This window comes from Streptomyces agglomeratus (assembly GCF_001746415.1).
Taxonomy (GTDB): domain Bacteria; phylum Actinomycetota; class Actinomycetes; order Streptomycetales; family Streptomycetaceae; genus Streptomyces; species Streptomyces agglomeratus.
Genome location: NZ_MEHJ01000001.1, coordinates 814,934 through 838,183 on the forward strand (window position 1 = coordinate 814,934; position 23,250 = coordinate 838,183).

At 69.4% G+C, this 23,250-nt stretch carries 24 protein-coding genes and 1 pseudogene; 20 read left to right on the top strand and 5 right to left on the bottom strand.

The window, feature by feature from the left end; genetic code table 11:
* Window positions 1–114 precede the first annotated feature (114 nt).
* On the top strand, window positions 115–1,353 hold the full coding sequence (fabV, locus tag AS594_RS03225; protein ID WP_069925556.1) for an enoyl-[acyl-carrier-protein] reductase FabV: 1,239 nt from the start codon (window positions 115–117) through the stop codon (window positions 1,351–1,353).
* 185 nt (window positions 1,354–1,538) lie between these two features.
* Window positions 1,539–2,441 (top strand): DMT family transporter, encoded by a 903-nt coding sequence (locus tag AS594_RS03230; protein ID WP_069925557.1) that lies wholly within the window; start codon window positions 1,539–1,541, stop codon window positions 2,439–2,441.
* Window positions 2,442–2,662: 221 nt separating this feature from the next.
* Here AS594_RS03230 and AS594_RS03235 read toward each other — a convergent pair whose 3' ends face one another.
* Entirely contained in the window at window positions 2,663–3,166 is a 504-nt protein-coding gene (locus AS594_RS03235) for a nucleoside deaminase (protein ID WP_069930240.1), read from the bottom strand.
* Window positions 3,167–3,843: 677 nt separating this feature from the next.
* Between AS594_RS03235 and AS594_RS40805 the strand changes: the two genes are divergently transcribed.
* Complete coding sequence (locus AS594_RS40805) at window positions 3,844–4,539, top strand: lysophospholipid acyltransferase family protein (RefSeq protein ID WP_079148308.1); 696 nt, start codon at window positions 3,844–3,846, stop codon at window positions 4,537–4,539.
* 542 nt (window positions 4,540–5,081) lie between these two features.
* On the opposite strand, the gene AS594_RS03245 is transcribed toward AS594_RS40805, so the two are convergent.
* A complete protein-coding gene (locus tag AS594_RS03245; RefSeq protein ID WP_069930241.1) occupies window positions 5,082–5,633 on the bottom strand; it encodes a YciI family protein in 552 nt (183 codons plus the stop codon).
* A gap of 490 nt (window positions 5,634–6,123) precedes the next feature.
* Here AS594_RS03245 and AS594_RS03250 point away from each other — a divergent pair, with 490 nt between their 5' ends.
* From AS594_RS03250 to AS594_RS47520, 10 genes are all read left to right on the top strand, one after another.
* A complete protein-coding gene (locus AS594_RS03250) occupies window positions 6,124–6,492 on the top strand; it encodes a hypothetical protein (protein WP_069925559.1) in 369 nt (122 codons plus the stop codon).
* A gap of 225 nt (window positions 6,493–6,717) precedes the next feature.
* Window positions 6,718–6,801, top strand: coding sequence for a putative leader peptide (locus tag AS594_RS47870; RefSeq protein ID WP_369524658.1), 84 nt, complete (start codon window positions 6,718–6,720; stop codon window positions 6,799–6,801).
* A gap of 281 nt (window positions 6,802–7,082) precedes the next feature.
* A complete protein-coding gene (ssuE, locus tag AS594_RS03255) occupies window positions 7,083–7,640 on the top strand; it encodes an NADPH-dependent FMN reductase (protein ID WP_069925560.1) in 558 nt (185 codons plus the stop codon).
* 77 nt (window positions 7,641–7,717) lie between these two features.
* Window positions 7,718–8,743 carry an ABC transporter substrate-binding protein gene (locus AS594_RS03260; protein WP_069925561.1) on the top strand — a complete coding sequence of 342 codons (1,026 nt, stop codon included), beginning with the start codon at window positions 7,718–7,720 and terminating at the stop codon, window positions 8,741–8,743.
* Between the two features lie 4 nt (window positions 8,744–8,747).
* On the top strand, window positions 8,748–9,596 hold the full coding sequence (locus AS594_RS03265) for an ABC transporter ATP-binding protein (RefSeq protein ID WP_069925562.1): 849 nt from the start codon (window positions 8,748–8,750) through the stop codon (window positions 9,594–9,596).
* Window positions 9,593–10,537, top strand: coding sequence for an ABC transporter permease (locus AS594_RS03270; RefSeq protein WP_107357989.1), 945 nt, complete (start codon window positions 9,593–9,595; stop codon window positions 10,535–10,537). The genes AS594_RS03265 and AS594_RS03270 overlap by 4 nt, the downstream gene beginning before the upstream one ends.
* A gap of 123 nt (window positions 10,538–10,660) precedes the next feature.
* Entirely contained in the window at window positions 10,661–12,016 is a 1,356-nt protein-coding gene (locus AS594_RS03275; RefSeq protein ID WP_069925563.1) for an LLM class flavin-dependent oxidoreductase, read from the top strand.
* A 30-nt stretch (window positions 12,017–12,046) separates the two neighbouring features.
* On the top strand, window positions 12,047–12,949 hold the full coding sequence (locus AS594_RS03280) for a TauD/TfdA dioxygenase family protein (RefSeq protein ID WP_069925564.1): 903 nt from the start codon (window positions 12,047–12,049) through the stop codon (window positions 12,947–12,949).
* Window positions 12,950–13,076: 127 nt separating this feature from the next.
* Complete coding sequence (locus tag AS594_RS03285; protein WP_069925565.1) at window positions 13,077–14,063, top strand: LLM class flavin-dependent oxidoreductase; 987 nt, start codon at window positions 13,077–13,079, stop codon at window positions 14,061–14,063.
* 141 nt (window positions 14,064–14,204) lie between these two features.
* Complete coding sequence (locus AS594_RS47520) at window positions 14,205–14,564, top strand: hypothetical protein (RefSeq protein WP_079148307.1); 360 nt, start codon at window positions 14,205–14,207, stop codon at window positions 14,562–14,564.
* Between the two features lie 159 nt (window positions 14,565–14,723).
* Here the strand turns inward: AS594_RS47520 and AS594_RS03295 are convergent, their stop codons facing one another.
* Window positions 14,724–15,584, bottom strand: a complete 861-nt coding sequence (locus AS594_RS03295; RefSeq protein ID WP_069930243.1) for an SDR family NAD(P)-dependent oxidoreductase — start codon at window positions 15,582–15,584, stop codon at window positions 14,724–14,726.
* Between the two features lie 115 nt (window positions 15,585–15,699).
* Here AS594_RS03295 and AS594_RS03300 point away from each other — a divergent pair, with 115 nt between their 5' ends.
* The 3 genes from AS594_RS03300 (at window position 15,700) to AS594_RS03310 (ending at window position 18,194) form a co-directional block, all read left to right on the top strand.
* Entirely contained in the window at window positions 15,700–16,296 is a 597-nt protein-coding gene (locus AS594_RS03300; RefSeq protein WP_069925567.1) for a CGNR zinc finger domain-containing protein, read from the top strand.
* Between the two features lie 301 nt (window positions 16,297–16,597).
* Window positions 16,598–17,014: a VOC family protein gene (locus AS594_RS03305; RefSeq protein WP_069925568.1), complete on the top strand. Its 417-nt coding sequence runs from the start codon at window positions 16,598–16,600 to the stop codon at window positions 17,012–17,014.
* A 304-nt stretch (window positions 17,015–17,318) separates the two neighbouring features.
* Window positions 17,319–18,194, top strand: a complete 876-nt coding sequence (locus AS594_RS03310) for an SGNH/GDSL hydrolase family protein (protein ID WP_069925569.1) — start codon at window positions 17,319–17,321, stop codon at window positions 18,192–18,194.
* Between the two features lie 167 nt (window positions 18,195–18,361).
* Here the strand turns inward: AS594_RS03310 and AS594_RS03315 are convergent, their stop codons facing one another.
* Window positions 18,362–19,036, bottom strand: a complete 675-nt coding sequence (locus AS594_RS03315) for a formylglycine-generating enzyme family protein (protein WP_069925570.1) — start codon at window positions 19,034–19,036, stop codon at window positions 18,362–18,364.
* Window positions 19,037–19,059: 23 nt separating this feature from the next.
* Between AS594_RS03315 and AS594_RS03320 the strand changes: the two are divergent.
* From AS594_RS03320 to AS594_RS03335, 4 genes and pseudogenes are all read left to right on the top strand, one after another.
* Window positions 19,060–19,440: pseudogene (locus tag AS594_RS03320) on the top strand (SDR family oxidoreductase); the annotation flags it as partial.
* 1 nt (window position 19,441) lies between these two features.
* Window positions 19,442–20,329 (top strand): amidohydrolase family protein, encoded by an 888-nt coding sequence (locus AS594_RS03325; RefSeq protein ID WP_069925571.1) that lies wholly within the window; start codon window positions 19,442–19,444, stop codon window positions 20,327–20,329.
* Between the two features lie 10 nt (window positions 20,330–20,339).
* Window positions 20,340–21,974, top strand: a complete 1,635-nt coding sequence (locus AS594_RS03330; protein ID WP_240508920.1) for an acyl-CoA synthetase — start codon at window positions 20,340–20,342, stop codon at window positions 21,972–21,974.
* Between the two features lie 50 nt (window positions 21,975–22,024).
* On the top strand, window positions 22,025–22,483 hold the full coding sequence (locus tag AS594_RS03335) for a MaoC family dehydratase (protein WP_069925572.1): 459 nt from the start codon (window positions 22,025–22,027) through the stop codon (window positions 22,481–22,483).
* A gap of 187 nt (window positions 22,484–22,670) precedes the next feature.
* On the opposite strand, the gene AS594_RS03340 is transcribed toward AS594_RS03335, so the two are convergent.
* Entirely contained in the window at window positions 22,671–23,144 is a 474-nt protein-coding gene (locus AS594_RS03340; protein ID WP_069925573.1) for a hypothetical protein, read from the bottom strand.
* Between the last annotated feature and the right edge of the window lie 106 nt (window positions 23,145–23,250).

The following is a 23,250-nucleotide window of genomic DNA, read 5'->3' on the forward strand; positions in this document are numbered from 1 at the left end:
GCGTTGTGCCGGTCAAGATCACCGCGTTCGTGCGCACCGCCGCAGACTTGCGGGACGGGGTGGCCGAGGCGGCCGCCGCGCCCTTGCCCGTGACGACATCTGGGACACCACACCGTGAGCGCACGCGTCATTACGCCCAAGAGCCGGGGCTTCCTGTTCCTCGACTCCCATCCTGGCGGCTGCCGAAAGCTGGTGGACGAGAAGTGGCAGGCCGTCCCCGCCCCGGTGGCCGCCGAGGGAGAGGGGCCGGTGGCGCTGGTCATCGGCTCGTCCGCCGGGTACGGCCTGGCCGCTACGATCGCGGGCCTGGCCCGAGTGGGTATCCGTGGCATCGGGGTGTGCTTCGAGAAGGCGCCCGCGCGCCGCACCGGCACGGCCGGCTGGTACCGCACCGCCGCCACCGCCCGGCTCGCCCGAGAGCACGGGCGGGACATGGTCTTCCTCAACGGCGACGCGTTCAGTGACGCGATGAAGGAGCAGGTTGCCGACCTCCTCGCCGAGCGGTTCGGGGGACGACTCGACTTCCTGATCTACTCGGTGGCCGCGCCTCGCCGCACCGACCCGGACACCGGCACCACGTACAGCTCGGTCCTCAAGCCGGTCGGCTCGCCGTACACCACCAAGACGCTCGTGTTCGACGAGTACGGCGCCCCGGAGGTCAAGGACGTCACCACCGCGCCGGCCGAGGGCGACGACATCGAGCAGACCGTGGCGGTGATGGGCGGTACCGACTGGGAACGGTGGATCACGTTCCTGGCCGACCGGTCCCTGCTCGCCGACGGCTTCACCACCGCTGCCCTGTCCTACATCGGCTCACCCCTCACGGCGGCGATCTACCGGCAGGGCAGCATCGGCGCCGCGAAGGCCCATCTCGAAGCCACCGCGCGCACGTTGGACGAGCGTCTCGGCAAGACTGTGCGCGGCCGGGCCGTCACCTCGGTCAACGCCGCCGCCGTAACCCAGTCCTCCACCGCCATCCCGGGCATCGCCCTGTACACCGGGCTGCTGCGCGGCGTCCTCGGCGAAGCCATGGTGGCCCCGGTCGGTCAACTGGTTGAGCTGTGGGACCAGCTGACCGGCGCCCGCCCCCTCGACCTCGACAACGAGGGCCGGGTCCGCCTCGACACCTGGGAACTCGCCCCCGACGTACAGAACGCCGTCGCCGAACGCTGGAGCACCGCCACCACCCGCACCATCACCGGTCTCGCCGACCTCGACTGGTTCAGTGGCGAAGTCCGCCGCCTCTACGGCTTTTCCGTCCCCGGCGTCGACTACACCGTCCCCGTCGAAACCGACGTCCCCTGGCCCACTCCCACGGTCTGTCCCGCGCCCCTGACACCCTCGATCACGTAGTGGGACGAGGTCGCGGCGCCGCCCGGGGTGACCTTGGCGGTTGAACCGCTCGAACAGCCCTGTCGGCGTACGCAAGGCGAGCCGTGGCGGTCAGGGATCGCCACGGAAGGGAAAATACGCCAGAAAAGGGGCCGCCAGCGTCGGTCCGGACCGCGACGACAACGCACTGCCGGAGGCCGATTACGGTGGACGACCTGCTGCTGCCCATTCTCTTCGCGATCTGCGCGGCCCTCAGCAACGCTCTGGCGACGGTGCTCCAGCGCAAAGCGGCGCTGAGCGTGCCCCGATCCGACGGTCTGCGCGCCGGGCTGATGCTCGATCTGCTGCGCAGACCCGTCTGGCTGGCCGGCATCCTGGCCGTCGTCGCCGCGGCGGTATGCCAGGCGGTGGCCCTGGCGACGGGACCATTGACGATCGTTCAGCCCCTGTTCGTCCTCGAACTGCCGCTGGCCCTGATCATCGCGTCGCTCCTGCTGAAACGCCACCTGCCCGTGCGCGGCTGGATCGCGGTGTCCGCCGTGGTGGCGGGACTCGGCATCGCTCTCGCCGCCGCGTCGCCCTCGGGCAACCGTACGCACGTCCCGCTGGACCGGTGGATCGTCGCGCTCGCCATCTGCCTCGGCATCGTCGTCGCGCTCGTCCTGACGGCGGTCCGCCGCCCGGAGGGCGGGGCCCGGGCGGCCTGTTTCGGTGCGGCCACCGCCATCGCGTACGCACTCACCGCGGCGCTCATGAAGGCATCCATGCACATCCTGGACGCCGGTGGCATCACGGCCTTCCTCACCGCCTGGCAGACCTACGCCTTCGCGGTGGTGGGCGCCGGAGCGCTGTTCCTGCTGGAGCACGCCATGCAGGCCGGCCCCCTGGTCGCCTCCCAGCCCGCGCTCACTCTGGGCGATGCCGGCGTGAGCCTCGCCCTCGGCATCGTTCTGTACGAGGAGCACGTCCGCTCCGGCTGGTGGCTGCTGCCCGAAGTCCTCGGCGTCGCCCTGGTGGCGGCCGGGGTGCTCATGCTGTCCAGGATGCCGATCGCCCGCGCTGTCGTGGCCCCCGAGAGCGACGCCGAGCCGGGTGCGACCGTTCCCTGAGGAGCACACGGTCAGTGGCTGCCCCTGGGCGGCCGTACGCCGCTTCAGGGCCGGTGCGCCACGCCGCCCGGCGACCGGCGGACCGGAAGCGGTGGCCCGGCGCAGCGCCTGCCGGACCGACCACAGGACGGCCGCCAGCGGTACGGCGGTCACCGCGCCAACCACACGGGCCTCCAGGACCAGGACCGCGTGCTTCCTTCGCTCTCCCCGAGAGCTCCTCGTCAGTAGTCGATACGGTCGGACTTGGCCAGCCACGCGTCGAACGGCGCCGTACGGTTCGGCAGATCCAGCCGCTCGACCGGCATCGGCCACATCGACGCGGGCTTCTTCTCGAACAGGTCGTAGAACTTGCGGTCGTCGAAACCGGCCACTGCGGCATCGTGCCGATCGGCGGCGTAGATGATCCGGTCGAATCGCGCCCACAGCGCGGAGGAAAGACACATCGGACACGGCTCACACGAGGTGACCAGGACGCAGCCCTCGAGCGAGAAGGTAGCCAGCTCCTTGCAGGCGGCTCGCATCGCGCTCACCTCGGCATGCGCCGTCGGGTCCAGCGTCGCGGTGACCATGTTGTTGCCGATGGCGACGACTTCGCCGTCTTTGGCGACCAGTGCGCCGAACGGACCGCCGCCGTTCGTCACGCTGTTGGTGGCCAGCCTGATGGCCTCTTCCATCCAGACGAGCTTGAGCTCCTGGATGTTCGTTTCCTGGGTGTTTGCGGTCACGGTCACTCCCTGTTCGAAAAGTACTGGGGACTACTCCCCGAATGCTCTGCCCATACGGGAGGCCGCACGCGGGGCAACAAGCGGCTGATCTCCACCAATCACCCTGGTACCTGGTGCCTGGTACCGTCCGCGATCGGCGTCACACCCTGATGCTGTGCCTTTGCGGTCAGCACTTCCTCCGTGTGGCAAGTGGCAGTCCGGAGGAAGTCCACGTCACTCATCCTTCACTTCGTCGCAACCTGCTTTATTTCGTTGCAACTTGTGGGAGGAGTACACAGCCACCGGAGTGGAGCCAGCTAGGAGTGGAAGACATGAAAGCGCCCGCCGACCCTTCGTAGACTTCTACAAGAGGCGGTCGGTTCCCGCGACGTTGGGCAACTACCACCGCTCCGCCCGCACTTCATGCTCCCTCCGGTGGGGGTCCGGAGCAAGGCGGCCGGCCGGCATTCCATGGCTTGCCGGATCGCGCCCTGCGCGAGTTCCGCCGGCCGTCAGGGCGCAGCCACAACGCCCGCGGGCCGCCCGCTTCGCGATCGCCACAGCCCAGGCATACGACCTCGCATCGGCCCCCCGGGACATGCCGCTTCAGCACAGGCCGAATGAGTATGCGTACTCAAGCCTCGGCGTCCGCGGCACAGCAAGGATGTGAATCACCTACACCAGTCAGAGAGGCACCCGTGCTCAGCCGTACCGCCGCGATGCTCGTACCCGCCTTCGGGAACCTGACGATCACCTCAGACCTCCCGGGCCGCCTTGCCACCGGCAGCATCATCGCTCCCAACCACGACTCGCTTGCCGACCCGGCTGTCACTCTGGCCGCTCTGCACCGGATGGGCATCCAGCCCGTCGTCATGGCCGCCGCTGGGCTTTGGCGTATCCCTCTCCTGGGGTTCGCGCTCGAGCGGGGCGGTCATATTCCGGTGCACCGGAGGAGCGAGCATGCGGCCCGGGCGCTCGATCACGCACTCGCGGCCCTGGCCGAGGGCCGTCACGTGTTGATCTACGGTGAGGGCCGTCTGCCCAGCCGACGGGACGCGGGTACGGCCGCACCGGAGTCGTTCCGCACGGGCCTGGCCCGCCTCGCTCGTGCGTCCGGCTCGCCGATCGTTCCGCTGGGCCACGCGGGTGCCCGGCGCATCACTTCCGGTGGCCGAACGAAGCAGATCGCCGGCGTGCTCAGCGCACCGTTGCGCCGTCCTCGCCTGCACGTGCACATGGGACTCCCGGTGGATCTGCCCCACGACATTCCGGCAGCAACGGAAAGGGCGCATCAGGCCGTGACCGCTGCCTGGAGAAAGGCAGCCCGAGCACTTGGCGCGAGCCCGGCATCTCCGCCTGATCACGGAGCGTGCAACACCGCCGTTCTTCGATAGCCGACGACGACGGGTACGTCCAGGGACGGGTCTGCACGTTGCGCGGAAGGCAGCTTCGCTGAAGCCTGAGGTGCCGCCGCGTGGATGATCAACTGGTACTCGTGGAACTGTGCGTCGCAGCGCCAGGCGCAGATGGCATCTCCTGGCGGCGGGTGCGTCGCGCATGCGACACCTTCAGGCGCCGCTCGAGATCAGTTCGGCGAGGTCGGACAGGCGGCGCCTCCACAGGTGTGCCCGCCGGCAGTACTGCCGCGACCACCGTCTGCCGGTCGGCATGAAAGGCCGCCCGCACCACCGGCAGGGCCGCAGTGCCCGCCTGTCGCCACCAGCCGACATCCCCTCACCTGTCCCCTCGGAACCCGGCGCGCGCGTACACCCCGCTGCGCACCCACAAGGGAGTCACACCCCCCTGCACTATTGGATCACTTGCGCGGACGGGATCGGTAGGCGGGCATGGAGCTCCTCCAACGCTGTCATCCTCGGGCCGAGCACCTTGTCAGGGAACAGGTGTGCCCGGCCGGGTCAGTGCGGCATGTCCTCGGTCATGACGGCCGGCCGCCGAACTGCCATCTGTGGACCTCGATCTCGGCATACCGGTCCGCCGTGAGGACGGCGCGTGCCGTTTCCGGGTCCGGGGCCCGGACAAGCACCGCCGTACCCAGCCAGGTGGTGCCGTCGTCGGACAGCAGCGGCCCGTACGCGATCAGCTCGTCCCCGTTCTGCGGCACGGCGAGGTCGGCGGCCTGCCCCGAGCCCAGACCGAGCACCAGGTAGCGGTTGCCATCGGTTCGGCCACCGGGAAAGTCCCACATGGTTCGCCCCAGCACGTTGCGCCACCGGCGCAGCAACACGTCCCGGTACACGCCGGCCTGGTAGCCGGGCTCGTCGAAGGCGAACCGGCGAGCGGCGTCAGGATCCGGCAAGTCGATGATGTGCACGCTGCCGGTGGGCGCTTCACCGTCGCTGGTGAGGGTCGGGCCGCGGGCGATCAACTCTTTCACGTACTGGTCCATGTAGGACCAGTGCCCTTCCAGTAGCTCGTGGCGCAGCGCCAAGGAGCCGGACCGGTCGCGGTGATAGCAGAAGAACTCCATGCCCACAGTCTGCACGAGGAAGTCAGCCACTCGGATACGCGTTCGTACGGCGGTACTTGTCACCTGGAGCCTCTTCCCCTCGGCGGGCCTTCGGCGGCGTCCAGCAGGAGTGTTCGACCAGTGCAGCGCCTCCCGCCGCACGGTGCGGAACTCGGCCGGCGTGGGCTCTGTGCCGGGTGATGGTGGCGGCGCGGGTCGCGGCCCGGACAGCTCCCCCGACAGGGCGCTGACCAGGTCGGACAGCCTGGGGTCTGTCCGGGACAGCGGCTGGTGATTGCCCAGCCCCATCGACATCGTCAAGCTCTGTGTTGCCCGCTCGGACAAGCGGATGTGACCACTGGCCGGGATATACCCGCCTGTTCCGTTGGACCGCTGGACCGCGCCCGGGGATTTCGAGGGCGCCGAGAACGCCGCCCCATTACCCCGCGCCCATCACCCCCGTCACCCCATCACCCCCATCAATCCGAACAGCAGACGACAGGAGACGACCATGCTCAAGAAAATCGCGATCGCGGTGAGCGCACTCGGCCTGACCGCCATACCGACGAGCGTCGCCCCGGCCTTCGCGGCCGAGTCCTCGGTACCGGAATCCGCCGTCGTGTGTGAAAGGCCGAGCCGTGGCTACGGGTACTTGACGTACACCATGGACAGCACACCCGTCCGGACCGGCCCTTATCAGGAATGCCGGAAGGACGGGCCTTCAGTGCCGGCGAACCGGGACACTCATGTCTTCTGCAAGCTGAGCAACGATTTCGGCAACCTGTGGTACAGCGTCAGCGTGACGTCCACCGGCCAGCGGGGGTGGGCCTACAGCTCGCACTTCCCCGCCGGTGTGCGCGACCGGGTCGTCTGGTGCTGACGACAGGCCGCCTGCGCTGAAGCCACGACCGCGAGGCTGACGACGGCAGCGGACCCCGGCGACTCATGCGCCCGGGGGTCCGCTGCCGCCGCGGCCTCGCCGGCACGCGGTCGGTCGCCCTCTTGATGAACGGCGCGTTTCCCCGGTGTGACAGGTAATTCGGAATGTGAGACGCATCCGGAAGAGACGTTGACGTGGCCGATTTTCGCTGCCAGCCTCTTGCATGTGAACCAGTCCGAGAACCTCTCCGCGCGCTTGCACGTCGATCTGCGACGTCACGCCAGCGCCATCTGTGCCACCGGTCGCTAGACCCGTCGCCAGGCGCTCTCTCCTGACTTCTGTTCACGGTTCGTAGACGTCTCGCGCCTCTGACGCGGGCGCTTCTTCCACACGTGCCGGCACATCTCTCCCGGCGGGCGTCGCGGGCCATTGCGGCCATTGCGGCCATTGCAGACGTGTGTGCTCGGCGTGCTCCCCCGGTGGTTGCCGACCGGTGGATCCATTCCCCTCTCCCCTCGGTTCTCCGCGCCTTTCCGCATTCATCGATCCGCCATTTCCGGCCGGGTGTTCATCATGCCAAGGAGTCTGTCTTGACGTCCCTTCTCGCCATATCAGGAAGCCCGTCCGCCGATTCCAGAACCGCCCTCGTGGTGGACCGGGTCGTACGGCATCTCTCGCACGCCGGCTACCGCACAAGTCATCTCGCCGTACGGGACCTGCCGGCGGCCGATCTCCTGGCCGGCCGGGTCACCGGTCCGGCGCTGCGCGGAGCATTGGACGAGGTGGCCGCCGCTGACGGGCTCGTCGTCGCCACCCCGGTCTACAAAGCCTCGTACACGGGACTGCTCAAAGCGTTCCTCGATCTGCTGCCGCAGTCCGGGCTGGCCGGGAAGACGGTGCTGCCGCTGGCCACCGGCGGCAGCCTCGCCCACGTACTGACCCTCGACTACGCCCTGCGCCCCGTGCTCTCCGCACTCGGCGCCCGGCACATCGTGCCGGGCTGCTTCCTGCTGGACAGTGCGGTCGAGCGCCTGGGCCAGGGGGCGGTCCGGCTCGAACCCGAGACGGAGATCCGCCTGCTCCAGGCAGTGGACGGGTTCACCGACGCTCTCGCGGCCCGTGCGCCGCTCGCCACGGCCGCCTCGTAGCCCCTCCCCCAACGGCGTCGCTCCGCACCGAGCCCGCCTTCCCGGAAACCGATCCAAGCCCCGAACAGGACATTCCCATGACTGCACCGACCGCATCGTCCCGACGACAGTTCCTCACTCTGCTCGGTGTCTCGGCGCTGGCGGTCAGCTGCGGCACGACTGCGAACGCCGGGTCCCCGGGCAAGGGACAGACCAAGACGCTCCGCTACCAGGGCTGGGCCGGCCAGGTCACCCTGCCCGAGCTCGCCGAGGATCTCGGCTACCTGGACGACGTGAAACTGAAGTGGGTCGGCAACACGACCAGCGGACCGCAGGACATCCAGACCGCGGCGACCGGCCAGACCGACTTCGGCGGCGCGTTCAACGGCGCCGTGGTCAAGCTGGCCGCCAACAAGGCTCCCGTCAAGGCCGTCATCAGCTACTACGGCTCCGACAAGGACTCGTACAGCGGCTACTACGTACTCGACGACAGCCCCATCCGCTCGGCCCGCGACCTGATCGGCGCGAAGGTCGGAATGAACACCCTGGGAGCCCACTCCGAGGCGATGCTCGACATCTACCTCCAGCGCGCCGGCCTGTCCCGGGCCCAGGCCGACAAGGTCGAACCGCTGGTGGTGCCGCCCGTGAACACCGAGCAGTCGCTGCGCCAGAAGCAGATCGAAGTCGCCGTACTCAGCGGCATTCTGCGTGACAAGGCCCTGGCGAGCGGCGGGATCCGCCCCCTGTTCACCGACCACCAGCTCCTCGGTGCCTTCAGCGCCGGAACGTACGTCATGACGGACCGCTTCCTCGAACAGAACCCCGGCACCGCGCGGACCTTCGTCACAGGCGTGGGGCGGGCCATCGAGTGGTCGAAGACCACGCCGCGCGACGAGGTCGTCGACCGCATGACCGCCATCGTCAAGAAGCGCGGGCGCAACGAGGACACCGCGGCCCTGCGCTACTGGAAGTCGTACGGCGTCGCGGAGACGGCAGGGCGGATCACCGGCAAGGAGCTCCAGCTGTGGATCGACTGGCTGGCCGAGCGCGGTGACATAGCGAAGGGCCAGGTCACGCTGTCCGGCCTCTACACCAATGAGTTCAACGCCAAGAGCGGGAGCTGATCCCATGCCGGAACGCACCACACCGAAGATCGTGTTCGATCGGGTCAGGAAGGACTTCACCGTCAAGGGCAGGGGGAAGAGGGCGGGGGTCGGACCGCCGGCTGCCGGGCTCACGGCCCTCGACGGCATCGACCTGGAGGTCGCGCCCGGGGAGTTCCTCGTCGTCGTCGGGCCCAGCGGCTGCGGCAAGTCGACGCTGCTGGATCTGCTCGGCGGGCTCACGCGGCCGACCCGCGGGCGCATCCTGCTGGACGGCGTACCCGTGACGGGACCCGGCCTGGACCGCGGCATCGTGTTCCAGCAGTACGCCCTGCTGCCCTGGCGCACGGCACGTGGCAACGTCGAGTTCGGATTGGAGGCGACCGGCGTACCGCGTCGTGAACGCGCGGAGCGGGCCCGGGAGTATCTCGACCTGGTGGGGCTCTCGGGGTTCGAGGACCGCCATCCGCACGAGCTGTCGGGCGGGATGCGTCAGCGGGTGGCGATCGCCCGCAGCCTCGCGTACGACCCCGAGGTGCTGTTGATGGACGAGCCGTTCGCGGCCCTGGACGCCCAGACCAGGGAGTCCTTGCAGGACGAGCTGCTGCGCATCTGGCAGCGCACGAAGAAGACGGTCGTCTTCATCACCCACGGGATCGAGGAAGCGGTCTATCTCGGCCAGCGGGTCGCGGTCATGACATCCCGCCCCGGCCGGATCAAGCAGGTGGTGCCGATCTCCCTCGGCTCCCGCACCTCGGCGGACGACCTGAGGTTCAGCCCCGGGTTCGCACGCTACCGGCACGAGATCTGGTCGCTGCTGCACGACGAGGTGGCCAGGGCCCAGCAACTGGAGAGGGACGAGGTCGCCGTATGAGCGCCGTGACCAGCACCGGCATCGAGAGCGCGGAAAAGAACCCCGCGCCGCGCGTCACCGCAGCGTCACCCCCGCGGAACACGCCCGCTGACGTCGTGCCTTCGCCGGCACCCCCGCCGCGTGCCGGCGTGCTGACCGCATCGGTGGGCCGGTTGCGCGGGAGGCTGCGCCGGCTGTCGTACCTGCTGCTGAAGGGAGCGACCAAGTCCGTTGCCATAGCCGCCCTGCTGCTCCTGTGGGAGACCGCGCCGAGGCTGGGCCTGGTCGACCGGACGTTCCTGCCGCCGTTCAGCGAGGTCGCCGCCGCCTGGTGGGGACTGGCGGTCGACGGTCAGCTCGCCGAGAACGCCCGCGCCAGTCTTACGCGCTCGTTCAGCGGGTTCGCACTCGCGGTGGCCGGCGCCGTGCCGCTCGGTCTGCTGATCGGCTGGTACCGGCCCGTCGCCGATCTCCTCGGCCCGCTGCTCGAGGTCTTCCGCAACACCGCCGCGCTGGCGCTGCTCCCGGTGTTCGTGCTGCTGCTGGGCATCGGTGAGACGTCGAAGATCTCCATCGTGGTGTACGCGTGCACCTGGCCGATCCTGCTCAACACCATCAGCGCCGTACGCAATGTCGACCCGACTCTGCTGCGTCTGGCCAGGTCGATGGATCTGTCCGCGCCCCGGCTGTTCCAGAAGGTGATCCTGCCAGCGTCGGTGCCGGTGATGTTCACCGGCATCCGGCTGGCCGGAGCGGTCTCCATCCTGGTGCTCGTCGCGGCCGAGATGATCGGCGCCAAGGCGGGGCTGGGCTATCTCATCAACGCCTCCCAGTACAACTTCGCGATCCCGCAGATGTACGCGGGCATCATCACGATCTCCGCCATCGGGGTGGTCTTCAACCAGTTCCTGGTGGCCGTGGAACGACGACTCAGCTCCTGGCGCGTCCCGGCCGCCGGCTGACCGCGCCCTCCGACCCAACTTCCCCCTCTCTCGGCTCCCCCCTCTTCTCGATTCCCCGATCCCTCGGCTCCCCGCTCCCTCGATTCCCCGCTCGCCCTGCTCGCCCTGCTGTGAGGAACTCTCATGTCCGCGACCAGCCCTCGCCGGCTTCACCTCAACGCGTTCCTGATGAACGCCGGCCACCACGACGCCGCCTGGCGTCACCCCCGTACGCAGCCCGAACGCGTCACCGACCTGCGCTACTTCCAGGAACTCGCGCGGACCGCCGAGCGGGGCAGGCTCGACTCCATATTCTTCGCCGACGGCCTCGCCCTGTGGGGCAAGGTCCGCCACAACGCCCTCGGAGGGTTCGAACCGCTCACCCTGCTGTCCGCCCTGGCGTCGGTCACTGAGCACATCGGTCTGATCGCCACCGTCTCCACCACGTTCAACGAGCCCTTCCACACCGCCCGCAAGTTCGCGTCCCTGGACCACATCAGCGGCGGCAGGGCCGGCTGGAACATCGTCACCTCCGGCACGGTGAACGAGGCCCGGAACTTCGGGCAGGACGAGCACATGGAACACGGCCTGCGGTACGAGCGGGCACGGGAGTTCGTCGAGGTCGCCACCCGGCTCTGGGACAGCTGGGAGGACGACGCGATCGTGCTCGACCGTGAGGGCGGTGTGTACGCCGATACCGACAAGGTCCGCGAGATCGGCCACCGCGGCGAGCACTTCGGCGTGCAGGGGCCGCTGAACGTACCGCGCAGTCCTCAGGGTTATCCGCTGCTCGTGCAGGCCGGTTCGTCGGAGGACGGCAAGGAGTTCGCCGCCCAGTACGCCGAAGCCGTGTTCACCGCCCAGCAGACCCTGGCCGACGGTCAGTCCTTCTACAAGGACCTCAAGTCCCGCCTGGCGCGTTACGGCCGGACGGAGGACGATCTCAGGATCCTTCCCGGCATCTGCCCCGTCATCGGATCTACGGAGCACGCCGCGCGGGCGCTGGAGCAGGAGCTCACCGACCTCCAGGTGCCGGAGTACGGACTCGCCCAGCTGTCCGGCATGCTCGGTACCGATCTCACCGGCCTTCCGCTGGACGGACCGCTTCCGGAGCTCCCCGCGGAGCGGGACATCAACGGCAACAAGAGCCGTTTCACGCTCGTCGCCGAACTCGCCCGCCGTGACGGTCTGACGCTGCGCGAACTCATCGCACGCCTCGGTGGGGGACGCGGCCACCGTGTCGTCGCGGGCACTCCCGAGCAGATCGCCGACCAGCTGGAGGAGTGGTTCACCCAGGGGGCAGCCGACGGCTTCAACATCATGGCACCTCATCTCCCGGGTGGACTTGAGGACTTCGTCGACCACGTCGTGCCCATCCTCCAGCGGCGCGGCCTGTTCCGTACGGAGTACACCGGCCGCACCCTGCGCGAGCACTACGGCCTTCCCCGCCCCGCCAACCGGCTGGCCGCCCAGGCCGCCCCCGTACCGCAGGACCACTGAACCGCCCCTCATCTCCGAAAGGACACCTCCATGGCCACCACCGGCAACAGCTTCGACATCCGGCGCATCGGCGGACGGATCGGCGCCGAGATCCTCGGCGTCGACATCTCCGGCGACCTCGATCCGGCGATCGTCGGCGAGATCAACTCCGCGCTCCTGGAGCACAAGGCACTCGTCTTCCGTGACCAGCAGCTGGACGACGCGGCCCAGCTCCGCTTCGCCTCCCTCTTCGGCGAGCTCACCACCGCGCACCCCACCGTGCCCTCCGTCGACGGGCAGCCCAGCATCCTGCCCGTCGACGGCGACGAGGGCATCCGCGCCAACCACTGGCACACCGACGTCACGTTCGTCCGTACGCCGCCCAAGGCATCCACGCTGCGCGGCATCGTCGTCCCGCCCTACGGCGGCAACACCCTCATCGCCAACTCGGCCGCGGCGTACCAGGACCTGCCGGAGCCGCTGCGTGAGCTGGCCGACAAGCTGTGGGCGGTCCACACGAACGCCTACGACTACGCCGCGCCCAGGACCGAGAAGGCCGCCGAGCACCGCAGGCAGTTCGTCTCACGCACGTACCGCACCGTGCACCCGGTCGTGCGCGTGCACCCCGAGACGGGTGAGCGGGGGCTCTTCATCGGCGGCTTCGCGCAGAGCATCGTCGGTCTCGGACCGTCCGACTCGCGCGATCTGCTGCGCCTGTTCCAGTCGTACGTGACGCGTCCCGAGAACATCGTGCGGGTGGCGTGGACGCCCGGTGACGTCGTCCTGTTCGACAACCGCGTCACCCAGCACTACGCCCCGGACGACTACGGCGACCTGCCGCGCCTGCTGCACCGGGTGACCGTCGCCGGCGACGTACCGGCCGGCGTCGACGGCACGCTGAGCCACGTCCTCGAGGGCGACGACGCCTCGCACTACACACCGGCCGCGGCCTGAGGCCGGGGGCCGGTGCGGGCACCGGGTTCCCGGTGCCCGCACCGGCCCCCTCCCGAACACGACGCTCGGTGAAGCTCGGTGAAGGCTTGCCCGAGGTCGCCTAACACGTCGTCATTATGCTGATGTCATGGTTGACATACCTTTTTCAGCGCTGGAAGTCGCGGTGGTCCAGGCGGGCTCCCCGGCCGTGGACACCCTGCGGGACACCGCCGCGTTCGCACAAGGACTCGAACGCCTGGGTTACCACCGGATCTGGTACGCCGAGCATCATCATTCGCCCGCGATCGGCGCCTTCCCACCCGTCGTTCTGACCACGCACGCTGCCGCTTCGACCTCGGTCATCCGTCTCGGTTCGGGCGGAGTGCTGGCCCCCAACCACGCGCCCCTCACCCTGGCGGAGCAGTTCGGCACGCTGGCCGCCTTGCACCAGGACCGCATCGACCTGGGTATCGGCCGCGGTCCCGGCACCTTTGACGAGGCCACGGCACGAGCACTTCGCCGCGGAGCCGGACCGACGACGGACGCGGAGTACGCGGCCGACGTAGCCGCGATCCTGACCTGTCTGGTCGACGAAGTCGCACTCGGCCCCCTGCCGGAACCGTGGCTGCTGGCCTCCAGCACCGCGGGTGCCGCTCTCGCCGCGGCACTCGGCCTGCCGGTCGCCGTCGCACACCACATCCGGCCGGACAACACCCTCGCGGTCCTCGACCATTACCGGTCGGCGTTCACCCCGTCCCGTTGGTGCGCGCGGCCCCGGGTGATGTTGTGCGTGGAGGCGGTCTGCGCCGAGACGGAAGAAGAAGCCGCGTGGCTGGCCGGACCGATGGACGTCGTCAAAGCCGGGCTCCTCAAAGGGGTGAGTGACGCGCCCTTCCCCACACCCGCCGATGCGGCCGGACACCCCTTCACGGCGACGGAGCGGCAGGCGCTGGCCGGCTTCCGCGCCCAGCAGGCCGTCGGGACTCCGAAGGCCGTCGTACACCGGCTCGCACAGCTGGCCGGTGAGACCGGGGCGGACGAGCTGATGCTGACCACACCCGTGTACGACCTGGGCGACCGTATGCGCTCCTACGAACTCATCAAGAACTGTTCCGAGGCCACGACAGCACCGTAGGAACCACCCCGGGGGGAGGACCGCCGCTCCGCCGGCACGGTTGATGCTCAGCCGGGCCGCCACGGCATGAGTACGTCGGGACGCCCGGACTGAGTACGCCGCCCGATGTCCCTCCGCGCCGCCGCTGCTGGAATGAGCACCATGATTCCTGACGCACCGCGACGCGCGAGCATGCAGCACGTCACCACCACCGGCACGGCCCTCGCCGTGGCCCTGCTGCCGCTGGCGGTCGGCGTACTACTGGCCAAGACCATGGCGGGTGATCCCCTGGCGCCGGTGAACGCGCTGATCACCAGCGGCGGACAGCGTGCGCGCGTCTCACCGTCGCAGTGGCGCGGCTGCGGCAGGACCGCGCTGTCCAGGTGGAAGGCCGAACGAACGGAGGGCCTCCGCCGGTCGGACGACAGTAGGGCGCGGCGCTGTATCGGACGCCTGCGAGACGAATCCAGAAGGCGCAAGCGGCTGCTGTCACGGTCGGGTTGTGCAACCACCTCCGCGTAGACGTGGATCACGACGGAAGGCCCGCCATGCATCCGTACGACCCACCCGGGAGACGCCGCATCGTGACCGCCCGCCGCACACCCGAAGGGCGTGCCGGGGCGGCGCTTCGGCCGCCCCGGCGCCCGGCGGGGGTCATTGGCACCCTCAGCCGGCCGGTCGTCAGCTCCGGGGCGCGGCGTCCACGCCGCGCGTGACGTCGGCCCAGGCGTCCAGTTCGCGAAGGCGTGCCGTGAGCGCGGCGCGCAGGCCGTCCTCCGCGGCGCGCCCCAGGGCCAGACGCAGGGGAGGCTGCTTGGCGTCGACGGCGGCGAAGACGGCTGCCGCCGCACGGGCGGGCTCGATGAAGGCTTCGGGGGCCAGCTCACCGAGCGCGCTCCGCACGGCCCGTACGGTCGCGTCGTAGTCGGCGGCCGGCTCGGCGAAGACCAGGTGGGACAGGAATCCCGTGCTCATGTATCCCGGCTCTATCAGCGTGAGTTTGATGTCCAGGGGGGCGAGCTCGGCGGCCAGGGCGTCGGACAGCCCTTCGAGGGCGTACTTGCTGGCGGCGAGCAGACCGACTCCCGGGTGGGCCGACTGCCCGTACAGCGAAGAGCCCTGGAGGACGTGCCCGGAGCGCTGTGCCCGCAGTACGGGAAGTGTCGCGCGCAGCACGTTCAGCGGACCGAAGACATTCGTGTCGAAGATCGCCCTGGCCTGTGCGTCGGTTGCCTCTTCCACTGCGCCGAACAGCCCGTAGCCGGCGATGTTCGCGACCACATCGATTCGGCCGAACGCGGCGCATGCCTGCTCCACGGTGCGGTGGGCCGCACTTTCCTCACGTACGTCGAGTTCGAGCGCGATCGCCTTGCCCGGGTAGCGGTCGACGAGGTCGGCGACCGCCTCCGCCCGGCGGGCGGTGGCCGCGACGCGGTCGCCGCGATCGAGGGCAGCGACGGCGAGGGCGCGGCCGAGACCCTGGGAAGCTCCAGTGATGAACCATGCGCGGGCAGTGTGCGAGGTGTTTCTGTCATCGGTCATGGTGAGGACCATAAGCGTTTAGCTCATAACTCACAAGGCGTCAGGCGTCCATGCGTCTACGGCCGAAGCGACTTTGCACCTAACTGTCACTTCTCCCCTCTGGTACCGTGAAGCCATGACGAAGGATGCGAGCCGGACAGCACTGAGCCCCTCACCGGCGGCGGAGCGCGTACTCACCTTCGTCAATACCCGCGCCATCGACGGCAGTCGGGAAGAACTGCTGGACGGAGCCGCTCTCACGGAGTGGCTGAGGCGGGAGGAGCTGGCAGCTCCCGCGTCGCTGGTCACCGATGCCGACGCGGCGGCCGCGCGTGAGCTGAGGGACGCCCTGGTGTGCGTCCTGCTGGCCCATGCGGGCGAGCCGGACGCGGACCAGAGCCGCGCCGACGCCGAGGAACATCTGCGCCGCAGTGCGGAGCTGTATCCCCTCGCACCGGTCATCACCGCGTCCGGCGTCCACCTCGCGCCGACTTCGGGCGGCGTACCCGGCGCACTCGCCCAGCTGCTCGCCGCAGCGGCCGACGTCGCCCTGCGCGGCGACTGGATGCGGCTCAAGGCATGCCGGAACCCACCGTGCCACCTCGGCTTCTACGACCGTACGCGCAACTCCTCCGCCGCCTATTGCAGCCCGAACCGATGCGGAGCCCAAGTCGCCATGCGCAGCTACCGGAGCCGCAAGGCGAAGCAGGAGGCCGAGAAGCCGGGCGCGTGAGCCTCAGCCCTTCCTCCGCACGAGCCTCAGCTCTTCCCCCGCGTGAGCCCCAGCTCTTCCTCGGGTGGGTCGAGTGACCTGAAGTGCAAGGACTCGCAACCCATCCGGCCGGCGGACGCTTACGGCGCCGCAGGGCTCCCCGGCCTCCGCAGCCCACCGCCTCAGCTTCGGGGCACGGAGTACGGGGCCGTCTGCCGTGCTGCCGCAAGGACGGGATGAGACCGCCGGGGCGTCGCCCGGGTCCTGGGCAGTACATCGCCTAATCTGCCGAACTGACACTTCATCACGAAAGGAACGCATCGTGCCTTCTCGACTCAACCCGTACATCAGCTTCGACGGCGACGCCCGGCAAGCCATGGAGTTCTACAGGAGCGTCTTCGGCGGCAACCTGACACTGAACACCTTCGGTGAGTTCGGCGAGGAGAAGGCGGGAGACGCGGCCGACAAGATCATGCACAGCATGCTCGAGACCGACAGCGGCTTCACACTCATGGCGGCCGACACCCCGCCGGGGATGGAGTACAAGCCCGGGAACAACATCGCGGTGAGCGTGAGCGGGGAGAACGCCGACGAACTGCGCGGCTACTGGGACAAGCTCTCCGGCAACGGCACGGTCTCGGTCCCGCTGGAAAGGCAGATGTGGGGCGACGTCTTCGGCATGTGTACGGACAGCTTCGGCATCACCTGGCTGGTCAACATCAGCGACAAGCCGGCCTGAACCCATCCCCACCAGGGCCACGGAGCGGGCGCCGGCAGCCGCCCACAAGCCGGCGGCTGCGGAGCCCCCCGGCCCGAGCCGGGAATTTGGACGCACATTGAACAATCAGCGCCGGATGTCTTGACGATCCGTCAACTCCGGCCACATATTACGTGCCAGTACAACCGGCCAGTAACTGCGCGCAGTGCCTCGCACCATCGACGGCAGGGCGGACGAACCACGCTGCCGCCGGTTTCCGTGCGCCTTCCGCTCGTCCACGACGACCGGAAGGCGCCCTCTTCTCTTCGCCATGAGAGGCACCGTCATGCGAACAGTCTCGAAAGGCCGCCGTACCGGCACCCTTCTCGCCGCCACCACAGCCGCCCTTGCCACCATGGCAGGTCTCGGGGCGAACCCCGCCCAGGCCGCGGACACCGCGATCGACCGCTACGTCGCTCTGGGCGATTCCTACGCCTCGGGAGCCGGGGTTCCGGACCAGGTCGACTCGGCCTGTACCCGCTCCAACCGCAACTACCCCGCGCTGGTCAACGCCGCACTCGCTCCCACCGGCCACCAGGACGTCACGTGCGGCGGCGCCACCACCGTACACATGACGTCGGCGCAAAACGCCTCCGCTCCGCCACAGTTCAACGCGCTGAGCTCGGACACCGACCTGGTCACCCTCACCATAGGCGGCAACGACATCGGCTTCGCGAACATCATCCTGCGGTGCGTGAGCCTGGGGGCGTTCAATCCCGCCGGCTCGCCCTGCAAGAGCAGCTACACCTGGACCGGCACCGACCGCCTCACCGCCACCATCAACGCCACGGCACCCAAGATCGCCGCCGCCGTCGACGGCATCCGCCAGCGCGCCCCGCAGGCCAGGATCCTGGTCACCGGTTACCCCGCGATCCTGCCCGACGACGGAAGCAACTGCCCGTCAGTCGTTTCGATTGCCAAGGGTGACGCCCCCTGGCTGAGGGACACCCACAAGCGTCTCAACACCATGATCGCCGCTCAGGCCGCCGCTCACGGCGCCCAGTACGTCGACACGTACACCAAGTCCATCGGCCACGACATCTGCAAGCCGGTCGGAACCCGCTGGATGGAACCCCTCGTCACCAGCGCCGCCGCCCCCTTCCACCCTAACGCGGCCGGTGAGCGGGCCATGGCTGACCGCGTCCTCGCCGCCGCCCGCTGATCGGCCTGCGTCACAGGCGAGGCGGAGCGACCCCAGGCGGTCAACCAGCCGGAGACCGGGCAGGTCCGGCGGAAGCCGGCGCCACTTGTGCTCGGCGCAGGGCCTGTCCGTCCTGCGCCGAGCGGGTCATGTGACGCGCGGTACGCGGCTGTCGTACGGGCTGACGGTCAGCCGAAGACGGATCGGGCGACGCGGAAGCCTACGTCGTCGACCTGGAAGGTCGGGTGACTGCGTCGCCGCGCGGAGGCCCGGCAGCTCCACTGTTCGTCGAACCAGCCACCACCACGCAGCACCCGGTACGTGCCGTAGACCTCGGCGTCGTAGATGTCCCAGCACCAGTCCCAGACGTTGCCGAGCATGTCGTGAAAGCCCCAGGCGTTGGGCCGCTTGCCGCCCACGTCGTGGATGCGCTCGTCCGAGTTGCCGCGGTACCAGGCGATCTCGTCGAGCGTTCCGTAACGCGGTCCGTCGGTACCGGCACGGCAGGCGTGTTCCCATTCGGCTTCGGTCGGCAGCCGGTACCCGTCGGCGTCGGCGTCCCACTCGATGCCTTCTCCATCGGGGTGCAGGCGGTAGGCGGGCGTGCAACCGCTCTGCTGGGACAAGGCGTTGCAGAACCGGACGGCGTCCCACCAGGAGACGCCCTCGACGGGCAGCCGGTCCCCCTGTGCGGTGCTCGGGCGCCGGCCGGTCAACTGCGCGTACAGACCCTGGGTGACCGGGAACGCGGACAGCGCGTAGGGCTCAAGGTCCACCGACCATGTGCGTCGGGTCCGCCGATCCGACAGTGACACCCGCCCCGCCTGGACGGAGACCATCTCGACCTGGGCCTTCGATTCCATAATCAGGTGATTGTACTGACCGGATCACGGTCAACGCCGTCGTTCCGGTCGCGGCAACCGAGATGACCAAGACCGTCCCGGCCTTCGCGCCGGTCATCGCCGCATCCGAACGCACCGGCGAGCCGCTCCCGGACTGGCTGCGCAAGGACGAGGGCATGGGCACGGTCGAGGACGTCGCCGGACTGATCACCTTCCTCGCCTCCGACTCCTCCAAAGGCGTCACGGGGCAGGCCATCGGCATCGGCGGTGACCGGCTGGCCCTGTGGGCCCATCCCAAGGAGAAGACGGTCGCCCTCGCCGACGGCGGCTGGAGCGCCGACGCGATCCGCGAGCAGTGGTACGACGGTGTCGGGGCCGAGCCCGAGACGTGCGGCATCCCGGCCCCCAAGGCGCCGGGAGCCTGAGATGAGCGACATCGAGCTCGACCTCTCGCAACTGACCGCCATCGACGTGCACACCCATGCGGAGGTGTCCAAGGACGGCCACGGAGCTCTGAGCCCCGAACTGTTCGGTGCCTCCGAGCACTACTTCAAGGCCCACGGGCACCGGCAGCCGACCGTCGACGAGATGGCCTCGTACTACCGCGAACGCCGGATGGCCGCTGTCGTGTTCACCGTGGACGCCGAGCACGCCACCGGCCACCCGCGGATCGCCAACGAGGAAATAGCCGAAAGCTGCGCCGCACACGACGACGTGCTCATCCCCTTCGCGAGCGTCGACCCCCACAAGGGCCGGGCCGGAGTGCGCGAAGCCCGCCGCCTCGTGGCGGAACACGGGGTACGCGGCTTCAAGTTCCACCCCAGCATCCAGGCATTCTCGCCCAACGACCCCCTCGCCTACCCGCTGTACGAGGCCATCGAGGAACTGGGCGTACCCGCGCTGTTCCACACAGGGCAGACCGGCATCGGCGCCGGCGTCCCCGGTGGTGGTGGCATCCGGCTGAAGTACTCCAACCCCATGCTGATCGACGATGTCGCCGTGGACTTCCCGCAGTTGCGCGTCATCCTGGCCCACCCGTCCTTCCCCTGGCAGGACGAGGCCCTCTCGGTGGCCACCCACAAACCGCACGTGTACATCGACCTGTCCGGCTGGTCGCCCAAGTACTTTCCACCGCAGCTGGTGCGGTACGCCAACACCCTGCTCAAGGACAAGGTGCTCTTCGGTTCCGACTACCCCGTCATCACGCCCGACCGGTGGCTGGCGGACTTCGCCGAGCTGGACATCAAGCCCGAAGTCCGGCCGAAGATCCTCAAGGAGAACGCCGCCCGCCTGCTCGACCTGCTCAAGGACTGAAGGAGTCGCCGTGTTGAACCAAGGCATCGGCTCCTGGCCGGCGCGTCGGGCCCGCAAGACCCCGGACCGGATCGCCGTTGTGCACGAGGACCGCACGTGGACCTACCGGGATCTGCACCGGCGGGTGCTGCGACTCGCCCACGCTCTGCGCGCCCTGGGCACGCGCCGGGGCGACCGGGTCGTACCTAGGCCCCAACCACCCCGCGTTCCTGGAAACACTGTTCGCGGCCAGTGTGCTCGGGGCGGTGTTCGTACCTGCCTCAACACCCGGCTCGCCGCGCCTGAGCTGGCGTTCAACCTCGCCGACTCGGGAAGCACTGTGCTCGTCCACGCCCCGGAGACGGCCGAGGCCGCCGCCGAGGCCGCCGAGTCCGCGGGAGTGAGCGTCCGTATCGCTCTCGACGGAACCGGGCCCATCGGGTACGAGGAGCTGCTCGCCGGCAGAGGAAGCGAGCCGCTGGACGAGGCCGTCTCCCCGGACGACCCCTGCTTGATCATGTATACGTCCGGGACCACGGGCCGCCCCAAGGGGGCTGTCCTCTCCCACGCCAACATCATCTGGAACAGCGTCAACGTCCTCGTCGACACCGACCAGGCCGGCGACGAAATCACCCTGGTCGTCGCCCCTCTGTTCCACACCGCCGGGCTCAACATGACGTGCCTGCCCACCCTCCTGAAGGGCGGCCACGTCGTGCTGCTCGGCGCGTTCGACCCCGACCGCGTACTGGACCTCATCGAGACCCGGCGCGTGACGTATATGTTCGGCGTTCCCACCATGTACGACGCCATGACCTCCCGCCCGCGGTGGGCGGACACCGACCTGTCCAGCCTGCGCACCCTCAACTGCGGCGGCGCACCCGTCCCGGCGCGCACCATCGCCGCCTACCTGGCCCGGAACCTGGCCTTCAGCCAGGGCTACGGCATGACCGAAGCCGCCCCCGGAATTCTGTACCTGGACCGCGAACAAACCGCGGCCAAGGCTGGTTCGGCGGGCGTACCGCACTTCTTCACCGACACGAGAGTGGTGCTGCCGGACGGCAGCGGGGCCGCTCCCGGGGAGAGCGGGGAGATCCTGGTCAGCGGCCCGAACGTCATGACGGGGTACTGGAACCGGCCGCAGGACACCGCGGCCGCCTTCACCGACGGCGGCTGGCTGCGCACCGGCGATGTCGCCCGGACCGACGGCGACGGGTACTGCTACATCGTCGACAGGGTCAAGGACATGTTCGTCTCGGGTGGGGAGAACGTGTATCCGGCCGAGGTCGAGGACGCGATCCTGAGCCACCCCGCCGTGGCGGAATGCGCGGTCATCGGGGTACCGGACGAGGTCTGGGGCGAAGTCGGACGCGCGGTCGTCGTCCTGAGACCGGACGCCCACGCCGATACCGGCCCTCATTCCGGTCCCGGTGCCGGTGCCCATTCCGGTGCCGGTGCCTGTCCCCATTCCGGTCCCGGTGCCGGTCCCCATTCCGGTGCCGACGCCGACGCCCTCCTCGGTCATCTGCGAGGGCGGCTCGCCAAGTACAAGATCCCGAGGTCCGTGGTCTTCACCGGCTCTCTGCCCCGTACAGCCTCGGGAAAGATCGTCAAACCCGCCGTGCGCGCGACGTACAGCGGCACTTCCACGGGCGGCACCGGACCGTGACCGGGCCCCGAACTCTGCGAACTCAGCTCACCGCACCGGAAAGGACCACCATGCCCACCACCACCCATGGCCTCGACGCGCTCATCTCCCTCAGCGGAGCCGACCTCGGCCGCACCGACTGGCGAGAGATCACCCAGGACCGGGTGAACACCTTCGCCGATGCCACCGGGGACCACCAGTGGATCCACACCGACCCGGAGAGGGCCAAGGAAGGCCCTTTCGGCGGCCCCATCGCCCACGGCTACCTGACCCTGTCCCTGATCATCCCCCTCTTCAACGAACTGCTGGAGATCACGGGCATCTCCATGAGCGTCAACTACGGTTTGGACAAGGTCCGTTTCCCCAGTCCCGTACCGGTCGGTGCGAGGGTCCGCCTGCACGGTGCGGTCGGCTCCGTGGAGAAGGTGAAGGGCAACGGTGTGCAGATGCCGCTGACCTTCACGGTGGAGGTCGAGGGCGCCGACAAGCCCGCCTGCGTTGCCCAGGCGGTCTACCGCCACTACGGCTGACCCCGGGACACGCGCGTGAGGCCCGACGAGCAACTGCCCGGTCGGGCCTCGGACGCGTCGGCGGCCGGGGCCGGCATCTCACCGTGTTCGCCGGACGGACACCGGGCATTCGGGCCTGGCCGTCGAACAGCGTCCGGCCGTGCCGCCGCCCCCGGCCGACGACTGCCCGACAGGTCACGGGCGGCCTTCACCGCCACCAGAGCGGCAGCAGGATTCCCACCGCGCCAAGGAGGTCGACGACGCAGCACCACTCCGACCAGGCCCGGGGGACGACCCGGCCCGTACGGTGGTGCACGAAGTCCCAGACAGCGTGGGCCAGCCATCCGGCCGCCACCACCCAGCGGGCGGCCGGCTCGCCGGTGGACAGGGCGACCGCCGCCAGGCCCGCGAAGCCCAGGAGTCCCGCCAGCTGAAGAGCCAGGAGGCCGCGGCGGCCGGACTCGCCGCCGAACTCACCGCGGAACGCGCCGAATGCCAGGTAGCAGAGGGGCATGAACACCAGCAGCCCGGCCAGGAAGCCAAGGGGCGGCTCGCCGTCGCCGAATGTGACGCCCACCAGGGCGAGCGCCACCCAGGTCGGCCAGCGGTGCCCCAGCCTGCGCAGGGCCGACGGGCGGGCCGTACGGGCGGCCGGGTCCGCCGTCGTAGATTCGGTCGCCATGAGATCTCCAGGATGCGGGAGCGGATGTTCGCCCACCCACTGTGGGGCCTGGCGGCGAACATCCCGTCGGCTGCCTCCGGGCATGTCCCGAACCTTGGGGTACTGG